Here is an 18,760-nt window from a genome sequence, read left to right as displayed (position 1 = left end):
ACCTCCTACAGAATCCAAAAAAACGGCACACAAAACCCCACCGTGAGGATCACGCCGGGGACACACAAACGAAGTCAGATTGTCACGGCTAACTAGCCGCCGCGCAGCTCGCGCAGGGTGCAAGTGACACCAGCCCGTTGGCAGTACATCCGCCAGCGCTGGTCAAGATAGGCGAAATCAAGGGGTCGCTCCGCATGGGTCAAGAGGAAGTCGGATGATGCGGATCGCAGGGGCAGGTACGCGGTCAGGGCGGTCACGGTCGGGGCTTCCGTCAGCAGTCGCCAGCGCTCGCCACAGCGCACCACCGGCAACGGACTGGCCAGATCGACATCGGCTACAGTCAGCCGACACAGCGGCAACACCCGCAGTTGGGTATCGTACATCAGCCAAAACACGGCCCGATCCAACCACTGGGTCGCTGGAATCACCGCCAGCACCCGTTCCACCGTTCGACGAGGCCGCGCCGTCCGCAGCACTCGCACCGTCCCCACGCGAGGGGGCGCAGGATTGATCACCATCAGCATTACTCCCGCAGGGCTTCACAGGCGTGTATGAAGGCCGGAAGCACCGTGCGATAGGCAGGGAGGGCTAATTGCGCCTGTCGCCAAGCATCCCCTGCCGTAATCGAGCGTCCATCGCAGCGACTGGCTAGCAACAGCATCCGCACCGAGGCACGCAGCCGCAACCAGAGCACCGCAGGTATCCACAACGGACGGTGCGGCGGCTCCTGAGCGGCGAGCGCCGTATCCGTGACCGTGGGGTCAAGTAAAGGTTCAAGAGTTGCCCAGTCAACCACAACGGGCGGCGGGGCGGATTCGATGCAGGCTTCGGCAGCGTCCTCGGCAGCTCCATCGGACGGCACATCCTGCCCAACGAACGCGTACCACCGTGAGAGCGATGCCTCGAAATCACATGGCTGATCGATCTGCCATTTGGCAGCCGCAGGCTCCCAGCCGTGGTTCTGAATATCCCGCAGGATACTCACCACCCACCCACCAATATCCCGAATACCCGAGCGCTGGCGAGCATCAGCCACCACGGTTTCCAGCGTGGCGAGATCGATAGCGGCAAATTCCAGCACCTGCTTGGGCCGAATCGCCAGCGACCGCAAGAGGGCAACCTGCGGGGTATCTGGAGTTGACATAATGTTTCGTGCCGCCGGAATGATTCTGGTTTTGGGTTCGAGAACATCCTGTTCGGGTTCACGTTCTAGTCGTTCGTTAGTACTATCAGAAAAAGAGACTCCACCACCGTTTTGTATGCTATGCAGAGTGTTTTCCGGTGGTTGGTTTCTTCTGCCTATTTTGCATGATCTGCCTGTGACGTTCTTTTGTTCACAGGCAACCGCTGTTTTTTCGCTTCCTAATGCCTCAAAACCGTCCTCGGACACGCTGTCCGTCATCGCCAAGTTGGTCGCCATGGTGGTCACCATGATCGTCGCCAGGTCCGGTTCCACAAAAAAAAGATTGGGCCGGGAATCAGGGTCGCTGGGTCGCATGATTCCGCCACGTGGCAGCAGTTGCAAGTGCTGTGCGCCATGCAGACTCATTGTCCCCTGCGCCATGATCTCCATCATGGTTGGTATGGCCAGCGGCACATTTTGTTGACATAAGCCACGACGCTGGAGGGTGGCCGTCGCGTGACGATGGGGCACACCCGCCACGAGCAGCATATACACCCCCACATCGGTGAGCGTGAGCGCTGGCGTGGTCAGATAGCGCGTAATTAAGGGCTGGCCGTGCTGGCGTGGCTCGATGCGGCCAAGGTAGGTATCGAGGATGGTGCGGTCGAGTCGATGGGTGGCAACGCGGCCTCGATTGAAGGATTGGGTGGTGTCCCACTGGCGCACACCCTCGCGTTGCCGCCCCCATGTTGGCACATAGGCGATTTTGCAGCCGTGCTGTGGAGGATTCGGAATCGCCAGCCAGTGGCCAGCGATGAGCTGGTCGAAGGCCGTGCGAATCTTGGCGCGGGTTAGGGATGGGTCATAGGTTTGAATATCCAGCGCAGAAAGCGGAACGGATGTATGGTTCACGAGCCAGCGCCGCACAATCAGGGCATAGATGCCTAACGCCAGCGGGGCATGAGCGAGGGTTTCCGCCAGTTTGGTTGGGAACCAAAGATACGATCGGTCGGGTGCGGCCAGCCATGACGGATTGCGCATGACCTCCGCCCCACCGCTCGGATGGGTTGATGGCATAGGGTATACAACTCCATGCCATGCCTCGTATGCTTGACATTTTCATGAGATCAAGTATACTGAGACATAGCAAAGGCCCCTTGGATAAGGGCCGGATATACGATGGAAATAGAACGCAATGGGCTGCCACCCGCGTTCTTTTCTTTTTTTAGCCTTCTGGTATGGCCTGGAAGACTAACAGGCTCGTATAATCACTACGATGATATCCATTGTTTTTATGATGCTTCTTTCCGATCCTGTTTGCGTGGTGCACCATTTTTTCGATGGGCCACCAAGGCAAGGTCAGCCTCCTGAATAATCCACTCACGACCAATTTTCATGGCAGGTAGTCGTTGATCTGTAATTAAACAGATAACACGACGACGGCTAATACCGAGTCGTTCGGCTGCGCCTTTTGTTGATAAAAGTGTACTCATAGAACATTCTCGATGCTGTGTATGGATTACCGTTCGGTCAAGTATACATCATTCGGAATAGTTTGCAAGTACCACTTTTTCTGATAGCGCCCCCTCTATCAGAATCGCGTTTGTTATGCCTGCGACAAGGCTTTGATCAATGTATCCACTAATGGTATGATCAGGGACGTTTTATTGTTTAGGTGCAATAAATTACGGGGCGTACTATATACGCTCCTTGTTTGTTAACCGTTATTATTTATACCTATAACTAGGATTCCCCAGTTTTATTATAGATATCCGATGAATATTTGTCAATTTAATGCACTAATATTCATTAGATGGAGTGGCGATGAGCGAACAAAATATTGCAGATCTTATCAATGGTCTATTTCGCACCTATCCAAGACCTGATGGACGCGAATATACCAATAAAGAAGTATGCGAGGCATTGCAGCAATCCTTGCAAGAATCACATCTATCTCGGCTTCGGAAAGGCAAAATCCCTAATCCAAGCCGTGAGACAATACTGGCATTGTGCCAATTTTTTAAAGTTCCAGCCTCCTACTTCTTTCCAGAATTGCGAGAAGATCAGGTCCAATCCAGTCCAGAAGTTATTAACACCTTGTTTACTACTATTAGTACTGACGTTAAACAGAAAGTTCTTGAGTTAATTAATGCCATCAGTCGTGATAGATAAAGGTAAGAATCTCATACTACGGGGGATGAATTGGATGATAGTGATGTAGTAGTAGGACTATTCACTTCTAGGATTATAGTACTAGCCAAGAGTTTAGTTAGACGCTATTATATAACGTTATTGAGAGTTGTCAAAATCGTTTGATTATATTCAAAAATAAGGTATACTACAGCCCATTATGCGAAAGGCTGTAGTTTATGAAAACACTTGCGGATCTCATTAATGACCTCTTTGACACACATCGTAAACCTAATGGGGATCGCTATACCAACACAGATGTTAGTACGGCACTCAATGGAGCAATCGATCAATCAACATTATCACTCCTGCGAAGTGGCAGAAATGTTAATCCAGGTCGATTAACATTGCTCCATCTTTGTCGTTTTTTTCAGGTCTCTCCTTCGTATTTTTTTCCTGAATTAACTCCTCCTAACCATCAGCCAAACGCACAAGCTCAAGGCTTTGCGAAGGTGCTTTTACGTGGTGTCCAGACCTTTAGCCCTGAGACGCAGCAGAAACTTTTTGAATTACTTGATTCCATTGCTGCTGAAGAAACTAGCACGGATGAAGAAAGTAATGAGCAATAATGACCATTCATTTATCTATAGCGCCGTTCAACGTGATGTTAAACAGATCATGGACGGTATTTATGCTTTTCTTGGAAAACGCTTCTCACTAGATGAGTTATATCTCTATACCCAATGCTTTAGACAACGAACACTTGTGATTGAAGATCATAATCATGCATCATTAAGTGCAGAGGTGAATGGCTATTCGATTGTCCTTGCCGATGTTGATTACATTGCCATTCGGGCTGGTATCAATCCATTTCTTCGTATCACAACGATTGCCCATGAAATTGGCCATTTGCTAGCAGGACATCATCTTTTACATTACGAAACATTAACACAATTTCAACGGCATTATTGCCCAATTGATGCCCAGTTTCGCGATGGCTCGCTACTAAATAACGTGTACTGCGAGTCGGTTGCCAATTTATTAGAAACACTCATTGTAGAAAGTCTTGATGCAGCCATTATTGACGATTCAACCCAAAAGGTATGGGCATATTTTGGCGGAGAATATCGCTAATGACGCAAAACAATAAAGCACTATTAAAGACCGATATTCCAGGCCCAAAGCCGCTTCGGATCGGTGGCAATATTGGCACACGATTCGCATTTTCACTGGATCGTGTGCAATCGGTAATGGATTTATACACACATTTTGGTCATATTGCGGCAATGGTTGCACATGATACACGGAGGGTCTTCGCCTTTGGTCCAATATTTAATCATCAAATTTTAAGCAATCCCAAACTTTTTCATGTTGTTCCGTTTCTCAAGGCTCCCGCCAATTCTGCACTTGAGCGGTTAGGTCATGGCTTGATTATGATGAACGGGGATGAACATACCTATTACCGATCGCTCATGCAGCCATCGTTCCACAAACAGGCTATTGAATCGTATCATCATGATATTGTAAACCTTACGGTATCAATGCTGGATTCGTGGGAAAGGAAAGAGAGTGTTTGGATTGTTGAAGAAATGCGGTCATTAACTATCGGTATTGCGAACAAAATCCTTTTTGGTATTGACAAAACAATTGTACAATCTTCCATAGGGAAGGATTTCCAACGATGGCTTCAACTTATTACTCGTCCAAGCACTATTTTATTTCCGATTAATACGCTTCCTTTTCCATACGCGAAGATGCTTGCATTTTCATCGGTGCTTGAACAGAATGTTATTGCATTAATGCATCAAAAATCGTCGAAGAATACGAATGATGTCCTGAGTATTCTCCTTAGTAGTGCCAAAACAAGCGATGAGTCACCATCCTTCCTTGATTTGGTTGGCCAAGTCGCAACGCTCTTTCTTGCAAGTTACGAAACGACGACCAATGCTTTAGTCTGGACAATGCTGTTACTGACTCAGCATCCAGAGATTATGCACAATGTTATTGCCGAAATTCAATCGGTTTGCGGTCAATCTCCGATTGAACCATTGCATGTACGATCACTCCCTTATTTAGGCTCAATTATCAAGGAAAGCCTACGGCTCTTGCCTCCAGCGATTTATAGTCATCGCTTAACAACCGAGGACTGCTTCCTTGGAGACTATCATATTCCTGAAGGTTCTCGAGTAAGCTATAGCCCCTACGTAACACATCGGATGGCTGACCTGTATGAGGAGCCAAGGCGGTTTGATCCACTGCGTTGGGAATCGATAAACCCATCGCCCTATGAATATTTACCTTTTGGGGCAGGCGCACGAATGTGTATCGGATCAGGACTTGCCATCACGCAGTTGACGATTATTCTCGCTATGATAATCCAACGGTACTCGTGGAAATTACCACTAAATGCTAAGGCTCATTACCAAGTATTAGTAAGTCTTGGGATAAAAGAAGATATTTCACTTAAGCTTGAAAAACCTACAACTGCCACCATATCACAACCCATCCAAGGAACGATTCGGCGATTAGTTGATTTTCCTGCCTAGAAGAGGGTTTGGTTTAAGATGACTAGGATTGATCCCTTAACAGTTCGCTATTTAAGCATTCCGCTCATGTTGCTGTGCTTTATTTACCCCCTCTATCGCCGTTACCGACGGGGAGAACAGGGAACACTGTATCTCATTGCACCAGTAATTATTGGAACCATCCTGATGGTTATTTCAACCATTGCCGCCGTCCCAAAACCTGTGACCTGGATGAATCATGGAATACGTGTTGCAACAATGCATACGAGCATGCTCTATTTTTATTTGATGGCAGAACGATTAACCCAACGAACAGTACCTATTGATTTACGGACACATCCTATTATTTGGGGAACCCTTACCATCACCTGCATTGGATTTATCATTGATACGCAGCGCGTTGATAATTTGGGTATGCTGATGGATAATGACTCTATCCAAATCACATTTGCCTATATTACATCGCATATCCTGAGCTATAGCTTGATGCTAACACTTTCAGCGGGATTAATGTATCGGTGGTGGCAATGTTTTCAACAATTTGCCGCTTTAGAAATCAAAATCCGTGCGCTCTTTTGTATCATTGGATTTACCTGCTCGAGTGTTATGGCGCTTTCTGTCATCGTGGTGAGCATACTCGTTTTCGTTGATGGAGAAGGCTATCGTCAATGGCTGGCATGGAGTTATCATGGCGTGAAGCCTGCGACCATTCTTTTCCTGATCCTCTCGTTTGGAATTCCACAGGCTGTCTATCGCCGCTGTATCCCCCAATGGTTACGCCAGCAATACGAACAGTATCAGCTACACGAAATTAAACGTGTTCATAGGGTGCTTATGGCCATGACTCCCCAAGTTCGGAGAGCTGTTGATATACTTGCCAATAATCGAACACGCCTTATGATCGATATTATTGATTCACGCGATTTGATCTTAAGTCACGCTCCAAAACCATGTGATGGTGCTGTGGAAGAAATGTATTGGATTCTCACGATTTATCCAGAAGCGCCGATTCAAGCCTCTGGACCCGCTACTCCTGCGCTTAATACGCATCCCATCGACTACATCATGCAGTTTGCGCGAGTTATTCGTCGCTGGCAGCGACAACAGAGCATGATACCTCATACGTAAACACGCATCTCGTAGAATATGTAGTCTTTCACTTGTAGGGAAATTTGAGCAATGCCCACACCGACCGTGCTCCAGACCATTCCATCCATGCCCCGTTATCCCATCATTGGCAATGTCGGGGCATTACGCCGTGATCGTTTAGCCTTCTTTCAAGCGGTCTTTGATACCTGCGGCGCGGTTGGCGTGTTTCATTTCGGTTCCAAGCCCGTCCTGATGGTTGCCGATCCAGCGCTAATCCAGACACTGCTTGTTGATCATAGCCCAGCGTTGCAGAAAACCACTCGTCTCCGGACGCTGCTCCAAACCGTGGTTGGCAACAGCCTGCTGACCCTCGAAGGCGCGGATCATCATATCCAACGGCGATTATTGGCTCCGGTATTTCAACCGCGCACCATCGCAGCGCATACTGCGTTAATTCGCAACGAAACCCAGCACTGGCTCGCGGCGTGGCCTCGCACCCCCCACGATGTATATGCATCAATGCAGGATTTGTCCTTGCGACTGAATCATCGCCTCCTGTTTGGCAGTGATCTAGCCACACAGCCTCAAATCGTGGCCGCATGGACGGCGGTGACGGCGATGGTCAATCATGCGATGACCCAGGTTGTTACCCCACCACGCTGGGTTCCGACGTTACGGCATCGCCGATTTCACGCCGCCCGCCGGACGCTTGACGCGGCACTGCTGCCCTTAATTCAGCTGCGTCGCCATGAGCCAACCCCCCATGATCTGATTTCCCACGTGCTTGAGGCCGCACGGGGTGAGGGTGTATCGTTAACCGATGCCGACATCCGCGATCAGGTAATGGCCTTCTTTATTGCTGGCCATGAGCCGCTGGCTGCCGCATTAACGTGGGCGTGGTATGTCCTTGCAACCGAGCCTGATATAACACAGCAGCTGCGCTATACCATCGATCATGCCCCGGATGAGACGCCACCTGCGCTCCTCACCCAAACACTCGCAGAAGTCTTGCGCCTCTACCCACCTGTGTATGTATTTACCCGACGGGTGATTGCACCAATTGACCTGCCCGGGCTTGGGGTATTGCCCAGTGGATTAACCCTCGGCTTTAGTCCGTTCATCATCCAGCGCAATCCCCAATGGTATCCCAATCCAACCCAGTTCGATCCGTCACGATTTGCCCCCGAGGCAGCTGCGGCGCGGCCACGCCTGAGCTATATCCCCTTTGGCATTGGCGCACACCAATGTATCGGCATGCACCTCGCGCTCCAACAGCTTACAACGGTGATGCAGACGGTCTTGCAGGCGGGGATACCACGATTGGTCGATGCAACGCCCGTTGGGTTTAAACCTCGGATTGTGTTAGAGCCGGATCGGGCGTTGTTGGGGTTAAGTCAAGAAACACAGAAATTTGGCGGTAGTATTAAGGAGTATTAAAAAGATATGTGGGTGTGTCGCGCTGATGCGCGGGAAGCTCCACGCAATCCTCGCAAAGGCTGCTGGTAAGCGCAGGTCGTGAGCGCTTACCAGCAGTGATTCAACGTGCACGCTGGTAGTGCATGGCAACCGCTCCGCAACGGAGTGGGGTCGCCGAGATCAACGCGAGCCGTCGCGTGGTGGGCAGCCCGCTGGCGTACAAGGTCGGACCATGGCCAGCAATCATCGGGTGGACGAGGAACTGGTACTCATCGATCAGATCCAGCCGATCAAGTTCGGTTGCGAGCCTGCCACTCCCGAGAAGCACACCATTCGGGGTCGCATCCTTGAGCTGTTGGACGACCGTGCGCAGATCGCCGGTAATGTGGTGGCTGTTGGTCCAAGGGAAGTCCGTTCGAGTTGAGGACACCACATACTTCGGCTTGGCCTCCAGCTTGATCGCCCACTCACGCATCGCCTGCGGTGCATCCGTGATGCCGCAGGCGACTGAAGGCCAGTAGCTTTCCATCATCTCGTAGGTAATACGGCCCCACAGCATCGCCCCACCCTCGTCCATAAGTCGGGTGAAGAAGGCGTGGGTCTCGTCGTCAGCGATTCCTTCCCGGTGATCAATGCACCCGTCCAAGGTGATGTTGCTACTGAAGGTCAAGCGTCCCATGTATCCTCCGTTCGAGCCAAAGCGAAAATACAGCATGCCTCAGCCTCAGTAGTATAACGAACATTTGTTCGTTATACTACTGAGGCTGAGGCATGAAAGACCACGATTAGCAAACCCTGCCGGATAAAAGGATTCGTTCCCGAATCAGGCAGAGTTTGCCAGCGGCACGGTGGCAGTGATGAATGAACAACTCTCCCCTGATGCCTTGGCAGACGAGCATCCTCCTACCAATCCAGCCGCCGCGGCTGCGGCTTTATGGCGTGGGTTGCCGAACCATGGTGATGATGGCGGTTCCCTCGGCATCAAGCAAGGTTAAATGGGTTGCCGTATGTTGATAGCTGCGAACCCGCTCAAATTGTTGATGCAGCGCGGTTTCTTGGTCTTGAATACCCGGTTCTACACAGGCCATCAGGGTGGAGACGAGTGGGCCAATCTGCATGCTTGTCCCGTCGATCGTGATGCCGCCACCATACCCATTACACCCGCCATCGCCTGATACCTGACTGGCGGACTCAATCACAAATGGTAATGGCTTGCTGCCGACCAACGGTTTCCCATTGATGGTTAACACGTTCCAGCGTGAGCCAATTAATGCGGCTGCGTCACCGATCGTAGGGGCACTGGTTGGCTGGGTGGTTGATGATGGTGTGCTTCCACACCCACCCATCATGATGGCGATTAAGAGGAGATTGATTATCGAACGCATAGGTGCATGCTCCATAGCTATAGTCATCAGTTGATTGCAAGAGCAACGCCGTTCCCTCACGAAAGGTTCCCCTGAAGACCATTAAGGGCTTAACTGTAAATTCCCTCAAAAACTCCCACTTCAGTACATTTGAGCTACCTCTCTTTATTTTCAGCATTTTCTGGTCGATACTGACGTTGTGCTAAGGTTGCAACGAGTGCTTCCAAGTCAATCCGCTCAGGGATCGTCACAAATTCGTAACGACCATAAAAATTGATATGTTGCCAGGCAATCGGCGCAATTTCCGCGATGGCAGCAGCACTTACGGTATCACCGTCCGCTTCTTTTTGGGCTAATAACCGATCGAGTACAGTCATGTTGTAAAAAAGAATACAGTTGGCTAATAAACGGCTGCATTCATTCCACAATTCTTGATCGGTTTCCGTCGTAAACCGCAATTTGCCGATGTTCGCGTAGGACACCGCCCGCCGAAGATGATGATACTGTTCCCCACGATTGAGGGCGCGTTGGACATGCTGGCGCAGTGGTGCCGAATCGACATACTCCAAGAGGTACAGACTGGTGATAATGCGGTCAAGCTCCCACAACGCATGCGCGGTGCTATTGCGGCGGGCATACGAACTCAGTTTGCGGACAATGATATGCTGGCTCGTCGTCTTCAGCGCCAATGAGGCAAAAATCCGGAGCAGGTTGTCCCATTCGGCACGAATTAACGCGGTGTTGATTTTGCGGACTGGTGTCAGCAGGACATCGCCATACTGCCGCGGGTGCTGGAATCCATAGAGACTGGTTGCAACCTTGCGCGGGAGATTCTTATAGCGTGGTGCAAAGAGATAGCCAAAGAGGTATAGAAGGGCGGAATTGACGTGATTCGTCCCGTGGGTATCGGTGGAATGGACGCGCGGACGAACATCCGTTGCATTCTGTTTGAGGATATCAAAGACATAATGACTTTCATGCTCGTGTGCGCCGATCATCCGTCCTGCGATCGGCAGATGGCTGGCGACCAGCGAGTAAGCGACCCGCCCTTTCTTCGAGCGGCCAAAGTACTTTGGGCCGTACCGTGCGCCGAACGTCACCCGTTGCGTCTCAAATTTCTGCCCATCACTGCTCGAGTGGACATGATCCCCCAGATCAAACCGCCGAAAGCGTGGCATTGCCGCCATGGCATTACAAATGTGATCACTGGCGTGCTGGAGTGTTTCTAGGCGGAGATAATTTTCTGAGGCTTGGGTCAGCACATGGGTTGGGATATCCGAGATCGTCCCCATCCGCCCAACCCCCATGTTGGTTCCCCATGCCACCAGACACGCGCGAATAATGTGGTCATCGGTGGGTGGTTTTTGATAGCGTCCCGACACATGGGTAAAGGCTTGGAGAAATGGACACCGTTCCTCCACAAATTGCAGGACACTGGTAATCGAGACCTGCGGCACGGTATCAAAAACGGCATGGTTGATCGGATCACGCGGGCGGGGATAGCGGACAGACCACGTGGTGCGTTTCTTGCCGGATTTGATGGTCACATGGGGATTTTTACCCGCCTTAATGCGGGCGTTGACGGCGCGAATCCGGGCTTCTAATTCCTGCTTAAGCGTTGCAAGCTGGGCATCAATCGGTTCGAGCAAGCGCGGTTCCGCAATGCGCTCCAGCACCGCCGTTTTATCGGCCCACTCTGCGTCAGGAATCAGATCGTCTTCAAAACTGCGAAATTGAATGCTCGCGGCACAGACCAGTTCGCCCGCTTCAATCGCCTTGCGAAGGGAGCGATACAGCAAAAACTCATAGCGGTCACGGATGAATTCCTGGGTTTCATCGACGGTTATCGCGCGTTGGTCGTGGTCATTCATAAAGCCCGATGGGAGATCCGTGGTCATGACGCGGGTGAGTGGTCGGCCTGCGGTAAAATGGGTTTGGAGAGCACGGACTGCTTCCAAGAGTGGCGAATTAGGATGGGTTGCCGCCATATCAAGGGCCATCAAGAGCGGACGGAGCCGTGGTTTTGCGCGGGCCATGAGGGTATCAATCTTCATCCAGTAAAACGCTGAAGCATCAAGGGTTCCACGGGCAAGGAGGTAGTCAGCGAGTTCTGCAAGGCGCTCCGGGGAAAGGTGAGCAAAGGCTGCATGGTGCACAATGGAGAGTGGCGTTTCGGGGGGATAGGTCGGTGGAAGCAAGAGTTTCAGGACTTTTCCAACCTTTGGAAAATCTTTGGTTAGTGCCGATTGCAGGGCGGACGTTTGCTCCTGCATCGCAGTGATGGCTTCGGTATGATACTGCTTGACCAGTTGGAGCAGGCACGTTATCAGGTGATCATTGAGGCGATGGTAGCGCCGATGCACAAAACAGAGCAGATAGAGGAGCTGGACATCATCATCAAGCCCTTCAAGTCGCCCTGAGGAGTAATAGGTGACTAACCAGGCATAGTGGGCAATGGCCGCTTGTGAAATCGCAAAGGTTGGCAAAATGCGAGCGGCACACGCGGCTAAGGGTTGGAGGATCTGTCCACGGGCAAGTTCATCCTGCATGGCTGTTTTACTAAAGTCTTTGGGATCACGCTTAAGCCACGTGATGGGCCGACGGCCTGTATTAGTGTGGAGTAACGCGGTTAGTTGTTCGCGCTCATCAGGGGTTAGATGGGTCTTCAGCAGTGCGGTGAGTCGATCATGTTCTGCGGTTAAGGCCGTGCTCACCAAATTCTGCATGACGGTATAGCGGGGGCCAATGATGCGCTCATCACTCAGATACTGCATCACTTCGCGGAACACATACAGCGGGTCACTGCTAATCCGTGCGAGGTCTCCCGCCCGCGTTTGAATCATGGCACGCTCAACAGCAGTTGTACGGCGATAGCCACTGACCGCACAAATCGCATCCCGTTGCCGGGTGATCGTGTCACTATGCAAGGGGACTTGGGTAACTGGATTGACATTCTGCAGCTGATAGCGCTGGCAGAGATACCACGCATCGGGTAAGACATCGGCAAAGGTAAAGGAAAAAAAGCGCTGTTTGGCATGAAAGTAGCCGAGTTGGAGTAAGAACCCTAACTTGGTATGGTCATCGCGGTTGTCGGCATAGTACTGTTCCTCCGCATGACTCATGGTGAAATATTGGTCACGCTCCGCAGCGGAGAACTGTGGTCGGGCGAAGATGGCAGCAATGGCATCGGCATCAAGAATGTAACCGCGTCGTTTTCCGCCAGGAACTTCGGTGATCGTCTCGGCAGCATCCGGCATGGGTTCCACCTTTCATCGGCATGGATACGAGCCGCAGCCGTTGATTCTGGGCTGGCTCGGTGATAGAGTATACGTGAAAATGAACGAGAACACGGATTCTCGTGCGTTTTTGCCCACTATCGACCGTTTTTTCACCCAGAGAGGCGCTCCCAGTGCTGCAAAAAACGAACGAGAATACTTGCCTGCGGCGGTCGCTGCACCGATCCTCCGCGATTTCACCACGACATGGCTCACGGATCTCGTGCTTGCCGATCATGCGGCCCGCACGGTCAGGCGGTATCGCCAGATTGTCCAGCATTTTCTCGCGTGGTATGCCCAGCAAGAACACCGTCCGATCACCCCTGCGGATTGTACGCCGATTGCCTTTGGAACCTATCGGCAGCACCTCCAACGCACGATGGCCACCGCAACCGTGAATCTGCATCTCACCGCCTTGCGCCGCTGGTGTGCATGGTTGGTGGAGCACCACGCCCTCACCGCCAATCCGCTGGCCCGGCTCAAAGGGATTCGTCAGCAGCGGGGTGGTGAACCGAATGATCTCAGCGACACGGCCCTGCATGCGTTATTACGGGAAGCCCAGCGAAGTCGTCATCCGCTGCGCGATTATGCCGTGCTCCAACTGATGATCCAAACGGGGATGCGGATTGGTGAATGTCAGGCACTCAATTGGCAGGATATTGCCCTTGGGGAGAAACAGGGAGCGGTCATGATTCGGAGTGGCAAAGGCAACAAAGCCCGCCGGATTCCCTTGAATGGATCTGCCTGTGCCGCGCTGGTTGCCTATGCCGCCCCGATGTTCGATGTTGCGCCAACGCGCAAAGCCGTCGTTGCGGTCTGGGCTGCATGCCACAATTTTCCCCAGCCGACTCCGCTCTGGCAGAGTCAAAAAGGCCAGCGCATGAGCATCTCAGCCTGTTGGGGCATGCTGCATGGATTAATTCGGCGCACTGCCGCTCGCGATCTGGTTCCTGCGGATGCGACCCCACACCAACTCCGCCATACGTTTGCCCGCCGTTACCTTGCCACCCATCCTGGCGATTTAATCGGGCTGGCACGCCTGCTTGGTCACACGGATCTGAATACCACCAGCCGCTACACCCAACCAACGATGACCGAATTGGCGGAACGGGTCGATCAACTCGGTCTGAATGCCTATGGGGAGGGCTAAATAAGCGCGGAAGGAGCCGGAGGTCGATCATGAATCGTCAGTTTGATAGCGGTTCCAACCATGATTGACGCGTCGAGAGATGGTGTGCTAGGATAACCATGATTCGTTGAGTGTGTTGATGGAGGACATCCCCTCATGAGAGACCGATCGCGTTGGCCGCAGCCCCTGCGGCGTTTTTTGCTGTGTGGAATCGTGATAAGTAACCTCAGTTGGTTGGCAGTTCCTGCCGGATCTATCCCCGACGTTGCGGCTGCACCCTTCCCCAATGAAGCCGTCGCTTCGTCAGCACTGGCAACCACCAGTGCGGAGACACCCTCCCCAACGGTCGTCCTGAATAGCACGGGCTTTGTGCCCAATCACGGCCAGTTAGCAAACGATATTGTCTACGAAACTGCGTTGGCAGGTGGCATCCTTCAGGTGCTGCCGTCGGGCTGGCAATTGCGGCTCTCCTCGCCACTGACCAGCAGTCTTGAGCCAATCACCTTGACCATGGAGTTGGTAGGATCTGCATCGCCAGCCGCGTGGGAATCGAGCCTGCCACTGGGAACAACCGTCTCGGATTATCGCAGTCCTGATTCAAGCCGCTGGCGCAGCGATGTACCGCAATATCAACAGATTCAGGCCCGCACCATTTATCCCCAGATTGATTTGCAGTATACCGTCACACCCTCGGCGACGCTCAAAAGCAGCTATCTCGTAGCCGCCGGAGCCGACCCAAGTCAGATTGGCTGGCGCTATCCCGATGCCTTGGATGTGAAGATCGCTAACGATGGATCGTTGGTGATTCAGGTCAATCCAACCACCATCATCACCGAAAGCGCTCCGATCGCCTGGCAAGATCTGGGTGAGGATCGGGTGTTTGTGCCTGTGGCGTTTCAGCTCGCAGCCGATGGCACGCTGAGTTTCGCGCTTGGCGCATACGACTCCAGTCAACCCTTGGTGCTTGACCCCAGTCTGACGATTAATCGCGTGTTTGGGGCTGGGTTGCGCACGGTGAGTAACCTTGCGCGGCATCCCAATGGTCAATATTACCTTGCCGGAGCAGGCGACAGTGGGGCGGTGCTCTGGCGGATTGGCAGCGACGGCCAAACGCCGCTTGCATCGACCTTGCTTGGTTCGCTGGGGACAGTGGCACGGGTGGCGGTGACCGCAGGCGGCATGATCGTGGTCGGCATCGGTGCCTATGATTCCAGTGACCCGCAGCCTGTCCAAATCGTGCGCTTTGCTACGGCCACAAGTGTCCCGCTGGTCGAGAGTGGCGCGAATGGCCTGATCGATGATCTGGTGGCCCATCCCAGTGCTGAACAGGTGTGGATGACCTGGCGGAGCCTGCCAAGTGGCAATGGGTTTGTGAGCACAATTACGCCCAGTGCAACAACCCATACCGCGACCACCACCGCACTTGTCGCCTATACCCATCTCGCCGTCACGAGCAACGGCGTTCTCTATGGCAGTTTTTCACGCGCGACTGTGACCAGTGGTGGATTTAGCAATCCGTCGAGTGCAGGTGTAAGCCGCTGGGTCGGGACGGGGTGGCAGATCGTGTATGAGCGCGTGCCCAGCAACCCTAGCCCAGCCGCCTATGAGCGCATTGCCAGCGGCAGCAGCACGGCATGGATTGGCGGCCCATTGGCAATCGATAGCAGTGGCAACATATGGGTTGCCTGGCATGAATCGGTGACCAATGCGGCAGATAATACGGCAGTTCGTTTATGGGTTGCCGCAATTACACCCGCCGGAGCGCTGCCCATCCTGCGACGCTTGAGCGATGAAGTCCCAATCAATAGCGCCTATAGCGCAACGGGAGCTAATACGTTGACCGTCTTCAGTACGGGACAGGTGCTTGTTGGTGGGGTCACCAATGGTCTGAGTAGCGCGACGCGCACCCTTGGCGTGCAACGCGGCTTTTTGATTACACTCCACCCAAATGGTACCGTACTTGAGCAACACGAAATGCAGGGTTCATCGGACTATGAGCAATGGATTATCGATCTGGTTGAGGCGGCTGGGGATGGAGTTGTTGTAGGGGTACGCTCAGTTGGGGCTAATAGTGCCGGATTTCTTGGACATGCGACGGTTGGTACAATAAATGCGACACTGCCACCGCCTCAATTTACGAAAAGTTACTATGTTCTGTCAACGGACGCTGGGGGAATGCATGAACTGGGATGTTTTATTCGCGATTATTTCCAATGGTCAAATGCCCAAGGGGTTGTAGTCCTTGCTTTAGGAAGCCCAAGAAATCTAGGATCGGCTGCCAATCCAATGTATGGAGTCAAACCTATTAGGATTAATATCACTAATACCACAATAGGCATTTCAGACATTAAAAAAAATACTGTGGCTTTTATTCAGGGCTACTTACGGCCATCTATCGCCTATGATGGACATGTATGTTCTCGCAATGAACATACTGAGTTGCCCCCCAAGGATAGATTAACACTTGCCTTAGGTGTATCAAATTCTGCTGTTTACGGAGCATCGGGATGGCAAGATAATCCTGATTTGACCTTTGCCCATGGCGTAGCATGGTCAAAAATGCTCACCGAGATCAATCATGATTATCTTCAAGTTCCACTATTCCTTGATGGTAACACGATTAAACCCGAAGAATATGTGTCAATTGCCGGGGCTTATGATGCGGAGTATCTTACCCCGTTTGCCGATGATGTTGATACAGGTGGGGCTGCCGAATGGACAAGTTATGAGCCAGAAACACGCCAATGGCTTGATGGGTTTACTGGCTATCAATGGCAACAACCTAAAGCGGCGATGATCCCCTATTATTTTTTTGGCAGCTGTGAGAGTTGTCCTCGTTCTGATACGGTCAATGAGGTCCATATGCAACGGGTATATCATGTGGCCTTTAAGCAACCCTTTGCCCGAGCAATCCCCCAAATTTACCATGTACCATATGCCTATGAATGGTTTCATGTGCGCCGTTATTTGAATACCAATCCAGCCTTCAAGCCTGTGAATTTTGCAGGGGTAATGACGCAATGTGGGGCATCAGGGTGTAGTGGCGATGATCCTGTTCCTTATGAGCCGCTCTTGCCAAATCCACTCGATTGTGCAAGTACTGGTTTCTGTTCAATTAACAGTACTTGGGCTGACTATGGGTGCATCCCTGACGATCCGAGTACTCCTACTATTGATGAGTCCTATTGCCCGAACTTTACACCCAACCATGGCTGGCAAGCGTTATACGATTTTCTGCGGTTAAATAAAACCCCGGAAGTAGATCCCGATCCACAAGTTATCCCACAAGTCGAGCTCAACCCTATCACTGATATTGCCTGCGAACCATACCTAGACTGTGGTTTTTAAGTTGGGAGAAAACACAATGGTTAATTCATGGATCAAGTATGGACTACGCATTGGTTTCGCTATGCTTCTTGCAGGGTGCGGCAGAATAAGTAATCAAGAACAAGTGCAAAGCCAAAACTCCAATACCCAAAGCTTTCTAGCAACTGCCACGAGCCATCCGACTGAAACGGTTGATGCAATCAATGCAACACTGCACGCGCAAGCAACCACCTTTGCGCAAAGCCCAACCCTTGAACCAGTTGCTGAGGCAACCTACTGGGCTGATCGGAATCGGGAATCAGAATATTATGAAGCAACAATCGCGGCTGGTGGACCAACCCGCACCCTCAGCCCTGATTTTGCAGCGATTGCTACCTCAAAAGCCAATGGTACTCTTCTTACCCCATTTTTGTCACCAGTGCCAAGAGTTATTGGGAGGCATTATGGATGTTTTGATATTCCTAATCGAACGATAACCGTCCATGATTGTTGGTTCATGGTGGATAATCTATACCGATATGAATTGGTACTCTATACAAAAGATGCTGACCCTAGCGTATCATATATACTGGTTGAAACGCAGACGATCCAAACACAGGATGTTGCTACAGCACGCTATGATACTCCTCACGCAATAGAACCCTTATATATTCATCATACGGATGATGCGCAGATTTATTTTGCCACCGTCGCCGATCCAACCACGGTTGTTCTACGTTTCAATCTTGAAACGCGCCAGTGGCTTGATCCCAATGGCACACCAATGCCCATGACGGCCACCCCAACCAGCACCAGTGAACCAACGGTTACTACGCCAACCCCGGCTGGCGGGATTACGGTGACTTCGCTCACCTTATTCAACGCTGATACCGACCAAGCGATTATCGGCTTTGATCCGATGGACACGCCAACTGTGCTCGATTTTGTGGCCTTGGGCACGCGGCGACTCAACATTCGCGCCAACACCAGCCCAGCCACAGTTGGCAGCGTGCGCTTTAGCCTTGATGGTGCGCCGTATCGGATTGAGGGTGGTGCGCCGTATGCCTTGCAGGGCAATACGGGCAACGATTATGCTGCCTGGACTCCCAGCGCAGGCCAGCATCAACTCGTCGTCACCGCGTTTAGCGGCGCGAATGCGACGGGAACCCAAGGCGGCAGTTTCACCCTCGATTTCACCGTGGTTGATAGCGCCACGGCAACCGCTGCTCCTGCGACGGCGACCGCGACCGGCATTCCCGCCAGCATCACGCCCGTACCTGCGACCCCAACCAGCACTGGCAGCACCAGCACGCCCAGCACGGCCAAAATCGCGTTGTTTGTCGTGGGCGATGCCACCGCCTTGAATGCCAATGACACGATGATTCAGTCACTCTTAGTTGGCG

14 protein-coding genes and 1 pseudogene are annotated in these 18,760 nt (G+C 52.0%); 9 read left to right on the top strand and 6 right to left on the bottom strand.

Features of this window, described 5'->3' with window-relative positions; translation table 11 throughout:
* Positions 1-92: 92 nt before the first annotated feature.
* From ABEB26_RS22780 to ABEB26_RS22770, 3 genes are all read right to left on the bottom strand, one after another.
* Entirely contained in the window at positions 93-524 is a 432-nt protein-coding gene (locus tag ABEB26_RS22780; RefSeq protein ID WP_345724390.1) for an integrase, read from the bottom strand.
* On the bottom strand, positions 524-2,200 hold the full coding sequence (locus ABEB26_RS22775; RefSeq protein ID WP_345724389.1) for a hypothetical protein: 1,677 nt from the start codon (positions 2,198-2,200) through the stop codon (positions 524-526). The genes ABEB26_RS22780 and ABEB26_RS22775 overlap by 1 nt, the downstream gene beginning before the upstream one ends.
* 215 nt (positions 2,201-2,415) lie before the next feature.
* Positions 2,416-2,616, bottom strand: a complete 201-nt coding sequence (locus ABEB26_RS22770) for a helix-turn-helix domain-containing protein (RefSeq protein WP_345724388.1) — start codon at positions 2,614-2,616, stop codon at positions 2,416-2,418.
* Positions 2,617-2,947: 331 nt separating this feature from the next.
* Here ABEB26_RS22770 and ABEB26_RS22765 point away from each other — a divergent pair, with 331 nt between their 5' ends.
* The 6 genes from ABEB26_RS22765 (at position 2,948) to ABEB26_RS22740 (ending at position 8,304) form a co-directional block, all read left to right on the top strand.
* A complete protein-coding gene (locus ABEB26_RS22765) occupies positions 2,948-3,295 on the top strand; it encodes a helix-turn-helix domain-containing protein (protein ID WP_345724386.1) in 348 nt (115 codons plus the stop codon).
* Positions 3,296-3,492: 197 nt separating this feature from the next.
* Positions 3,493-3,882, top strand: coding sequence for a hypothetical protein (locus ABEB26_RS22760; RefSeq protein ID WP_345724385.1), 390 nt, complete (start codon positions 3,493-3,495; stop codon positions 3,880-3,882).
* The gene (locus ABEB26_RS22755; RefSeq protein ID WP_345724384.1) at positions 3,872-4,387 is read left to right on the top strand and encodes a hypothetical protein; all 516 of its coding nucleotides are present in this window, start codon (positions 3,872-3,874) and stop codon (positions 4,385-4,387) included. Before ABEB26_RS22760 ends, ABEB26_RS22755 begins: the two co-directional genes overlap by 11 nt.
* Positions 4,387-5,799: a cytochrome P450 gene (locus ABEB26_RS22750; protein ID WP_345724382.1), complete on the top strand. Its 1,413-nt coding sequence runs from the start codon at positions 4,387-4,389 to the stop codon at positions 5,797-5,799. Before ABEB26_RS22755 ends, ABEB26_RS22750 begins: the two co-directional genes overlap by 1 nt.
* 18 nt (positions 5,800-5,817) lie before the next feature.
* Positions 5,818-6,906, top strand: coding sequence for a hypothetical protein (locus ABEB26_RS22745; RefSeq protein WP_345724381.1), 1,089 nt, complete (start codon positions 5,818-5,820; stop codon positions 6,904-6,906).
* Between the two features lie 51 nt (positions 6,907-6,957).
* Positions 6,958-8,304 carry a cytochrome P450 gene (locus tag ABEB26_RS22740; RefSeq protein WP_345724380.1) on the top strand — a complete coding sequence of 449 codons (1,347 nt, stop codon included), beginning with the start codon at positions 6,958-6,960 and terminating at the stop codon, positions 8,302-8,304.
* A gap of 100 nt (positions 8,305-8,404) precedes the next feature.
* Here the strand turns inward: ABEB26_RS22740 and ABEB26_RS22735 are convergent, their stop codons facing one another.
* From ABEB26_RS22735 to ABEB26_RS22725, 3 genes are all read right to left on the bottom strand, one after another.
* Positions 8,405-8,962 (bottom strand): dihydrofolate reductase family protein, encoded by a 558-nt coding sequence (locus ABEB26_RS22735; RefSeq protein ID WP_345724379.1) that lies wholly within the window; start codon positions 8,960-8,962, stop codon positions 8,405-8,407.
* Between the two features lie 253 nt (positions 8,963-9,215).
* Positions 9,216-9,668, bottom strand: a complete 453-nt coding sequence (locus ABEB26_RS22730) for an META domain-containing protein (protein WP_345724377.1) — start codon at positions 9,666-9,668, stop codon at positions 9,216-9,218.
* A 134-nt stretch (positions 9,669-9,802) separates the two neighbouring features.
* Positions 9,803-12,904 (bottom strand): Tn3 family transposase, encoded by a 3,102-nt coding sequence (locus ABEB26_RS22725; protein ID WP_345724376.1) that lies wholly within the window; start codon positions 12,902-12,904, stop codon positions 9,803-9,805.
* 178 nt (positions 12,905-13,082) lie between these two features.
* Here ABEB26_RS22725 and ABEB26_RS22720 point away from each other — a divergent pair, with 178 nt between their 5' ends.
* From ABEB26_RS22720 to ABEB26_RS22710, 3 genes and pseudogenes are all read left to right on the top strand, one after another.
* Positions 13,083-14,072, top strand: coding sequence for a tyrosine-type recombinase/integrase (locus ABEB26_RS22720; RefSeq protein ID WP_345724375.1), 990 nt, complete (start codon positions 13,083-13,085; stop codon positions 14,070-14,072).
* A gap of 135 nt (positions 14,073-14,207) precedes the next feature.
* A complete protein-coding gene (locus tag ABEB26_RS22715) occupies positions 14,208-17,399 on the top strand; it encodes a DUF7948 domain-containing protein (protein WP_345724374.1) in 3,192 nt (1,063 codons plus the stop codon).
* A gap of 61 nt (positions 17,400-17,460) precedes the next feature.
* Positions 17,461-18,760, top strand: a pseudogene (locus tag ABEB26_RS22710) (hypothetical protein); the annotation flags it as partial.

The sequence above is a fragment of the Herpetosiphon gulosus genome (assembly GCF_039545135.1).
GTDB classification, from domain to species: Bacteria; Chloroflexota; Chloroflexia; order Chloroflexales; family Herpetosiphonaceae; genus Herpetosiphon; species Herpetosiphon gulosus.
The sequence above is the reverse complement of the archived record's forward strand: the minus strand, read 5'-3'. Positions and strand labels throughout refer to the sequence as shown.

Excerpts from the sequence above, each read along its gene's own strand:
- ABEB26_RS22750 (WP_345724382.1), top strand. The coding sequence starts at position 4,387 with ATGACGCAAAACAATAAAGCACTATTAAAGACCGATATTCCAGGCCCA.
- ABEB26_RS22770 (WP_345724388.1), bottom strand. The coding sequence starts at position 2,616 with ATGAGTACACTTTTATCAACAAAAGGCGCAGCCGAACGACTCGGTATT.
- ABEB26_RS22765 (WP_345724386.1), top strand. The coding sequence starts at position 2,948 with ATGAGCGAACAAAATATTGCAGATCTTATCAATGGTCTATTTCGCACC.
- ABEB26_RS22715 (WP_345724374.1), top strand. The coding sequence starts at position 14,208 with ATGAGAGACCGATCGCGTTGGCCGCAGCCCCTGCGGCGTTTTTTGCTG.
- ABEB26_RS22745 (WP_345724381.1), top strand. The coding sequence starts at position 5,818 with ATGACTAGGATTGATCCCTTAACAGTTCGCTATTTAAGCATTCCGCTC.
- ABEB26_RS22730 (WP_345724377.1), bottom strand. The coding sequence starts at position 9,668 with ATGCGTTCGATAATCAATCTCCTCTTAATCGCCATCATGATGGGTGGG.
- ABEB26_RS22780 (WP_345724390.1), bottom strand. The coding sequence starts at position 524 with ATGCTGATGGTGATCAATCCTGCGCCCCCTCGCGTGGGGACGGTGCGA.
- ABEB26_RS22740 (WP_345724380.1), top strand. The coding sequence starts at position 6,958 with ATGCCCACACCGACCGTGCTCCAGACCATTCCATCCATGCCCCGTTAT.
- ABEB26_RS22755 (WP_345724384.1), top strand. The coding sequence starts at position 3,872 with ATGAGCAATAATGACCATTCATTTATCTATAGCGCCGTTCAACGTGAT.
- ABEB26_RS22725 (WP_345724376.1), bottom strand. The coding sequence starts at position 12,904 with ATGCCGGATGCTGCCGAGACGATCACCGAAGTTCCTGGCGGAAAACGA.
- ABEB26_RS22735 (WP_345724379.1), bottom strand. The coding sequence starts at position 8,962 with ATGGGACGCTTGACCTTCAGTAGCAACATCACCTTGGACGGGTGCATT.
- ABEB26_RS22760 (WP_345724385.1), top strand. The coding sequence starts at position 3,493 with ATGAAAACACTTGCGGATCTCATTAATGACCTCTTTGACACACATCGT.
- ABEB26_RS22775 (WP_345724389.1), bottom strand. The coding sequence starts at position 2,200 with ATGCCATCAACCCATCCGAGCGGTGGGGCGGAGGTCATGCGCAATCCG.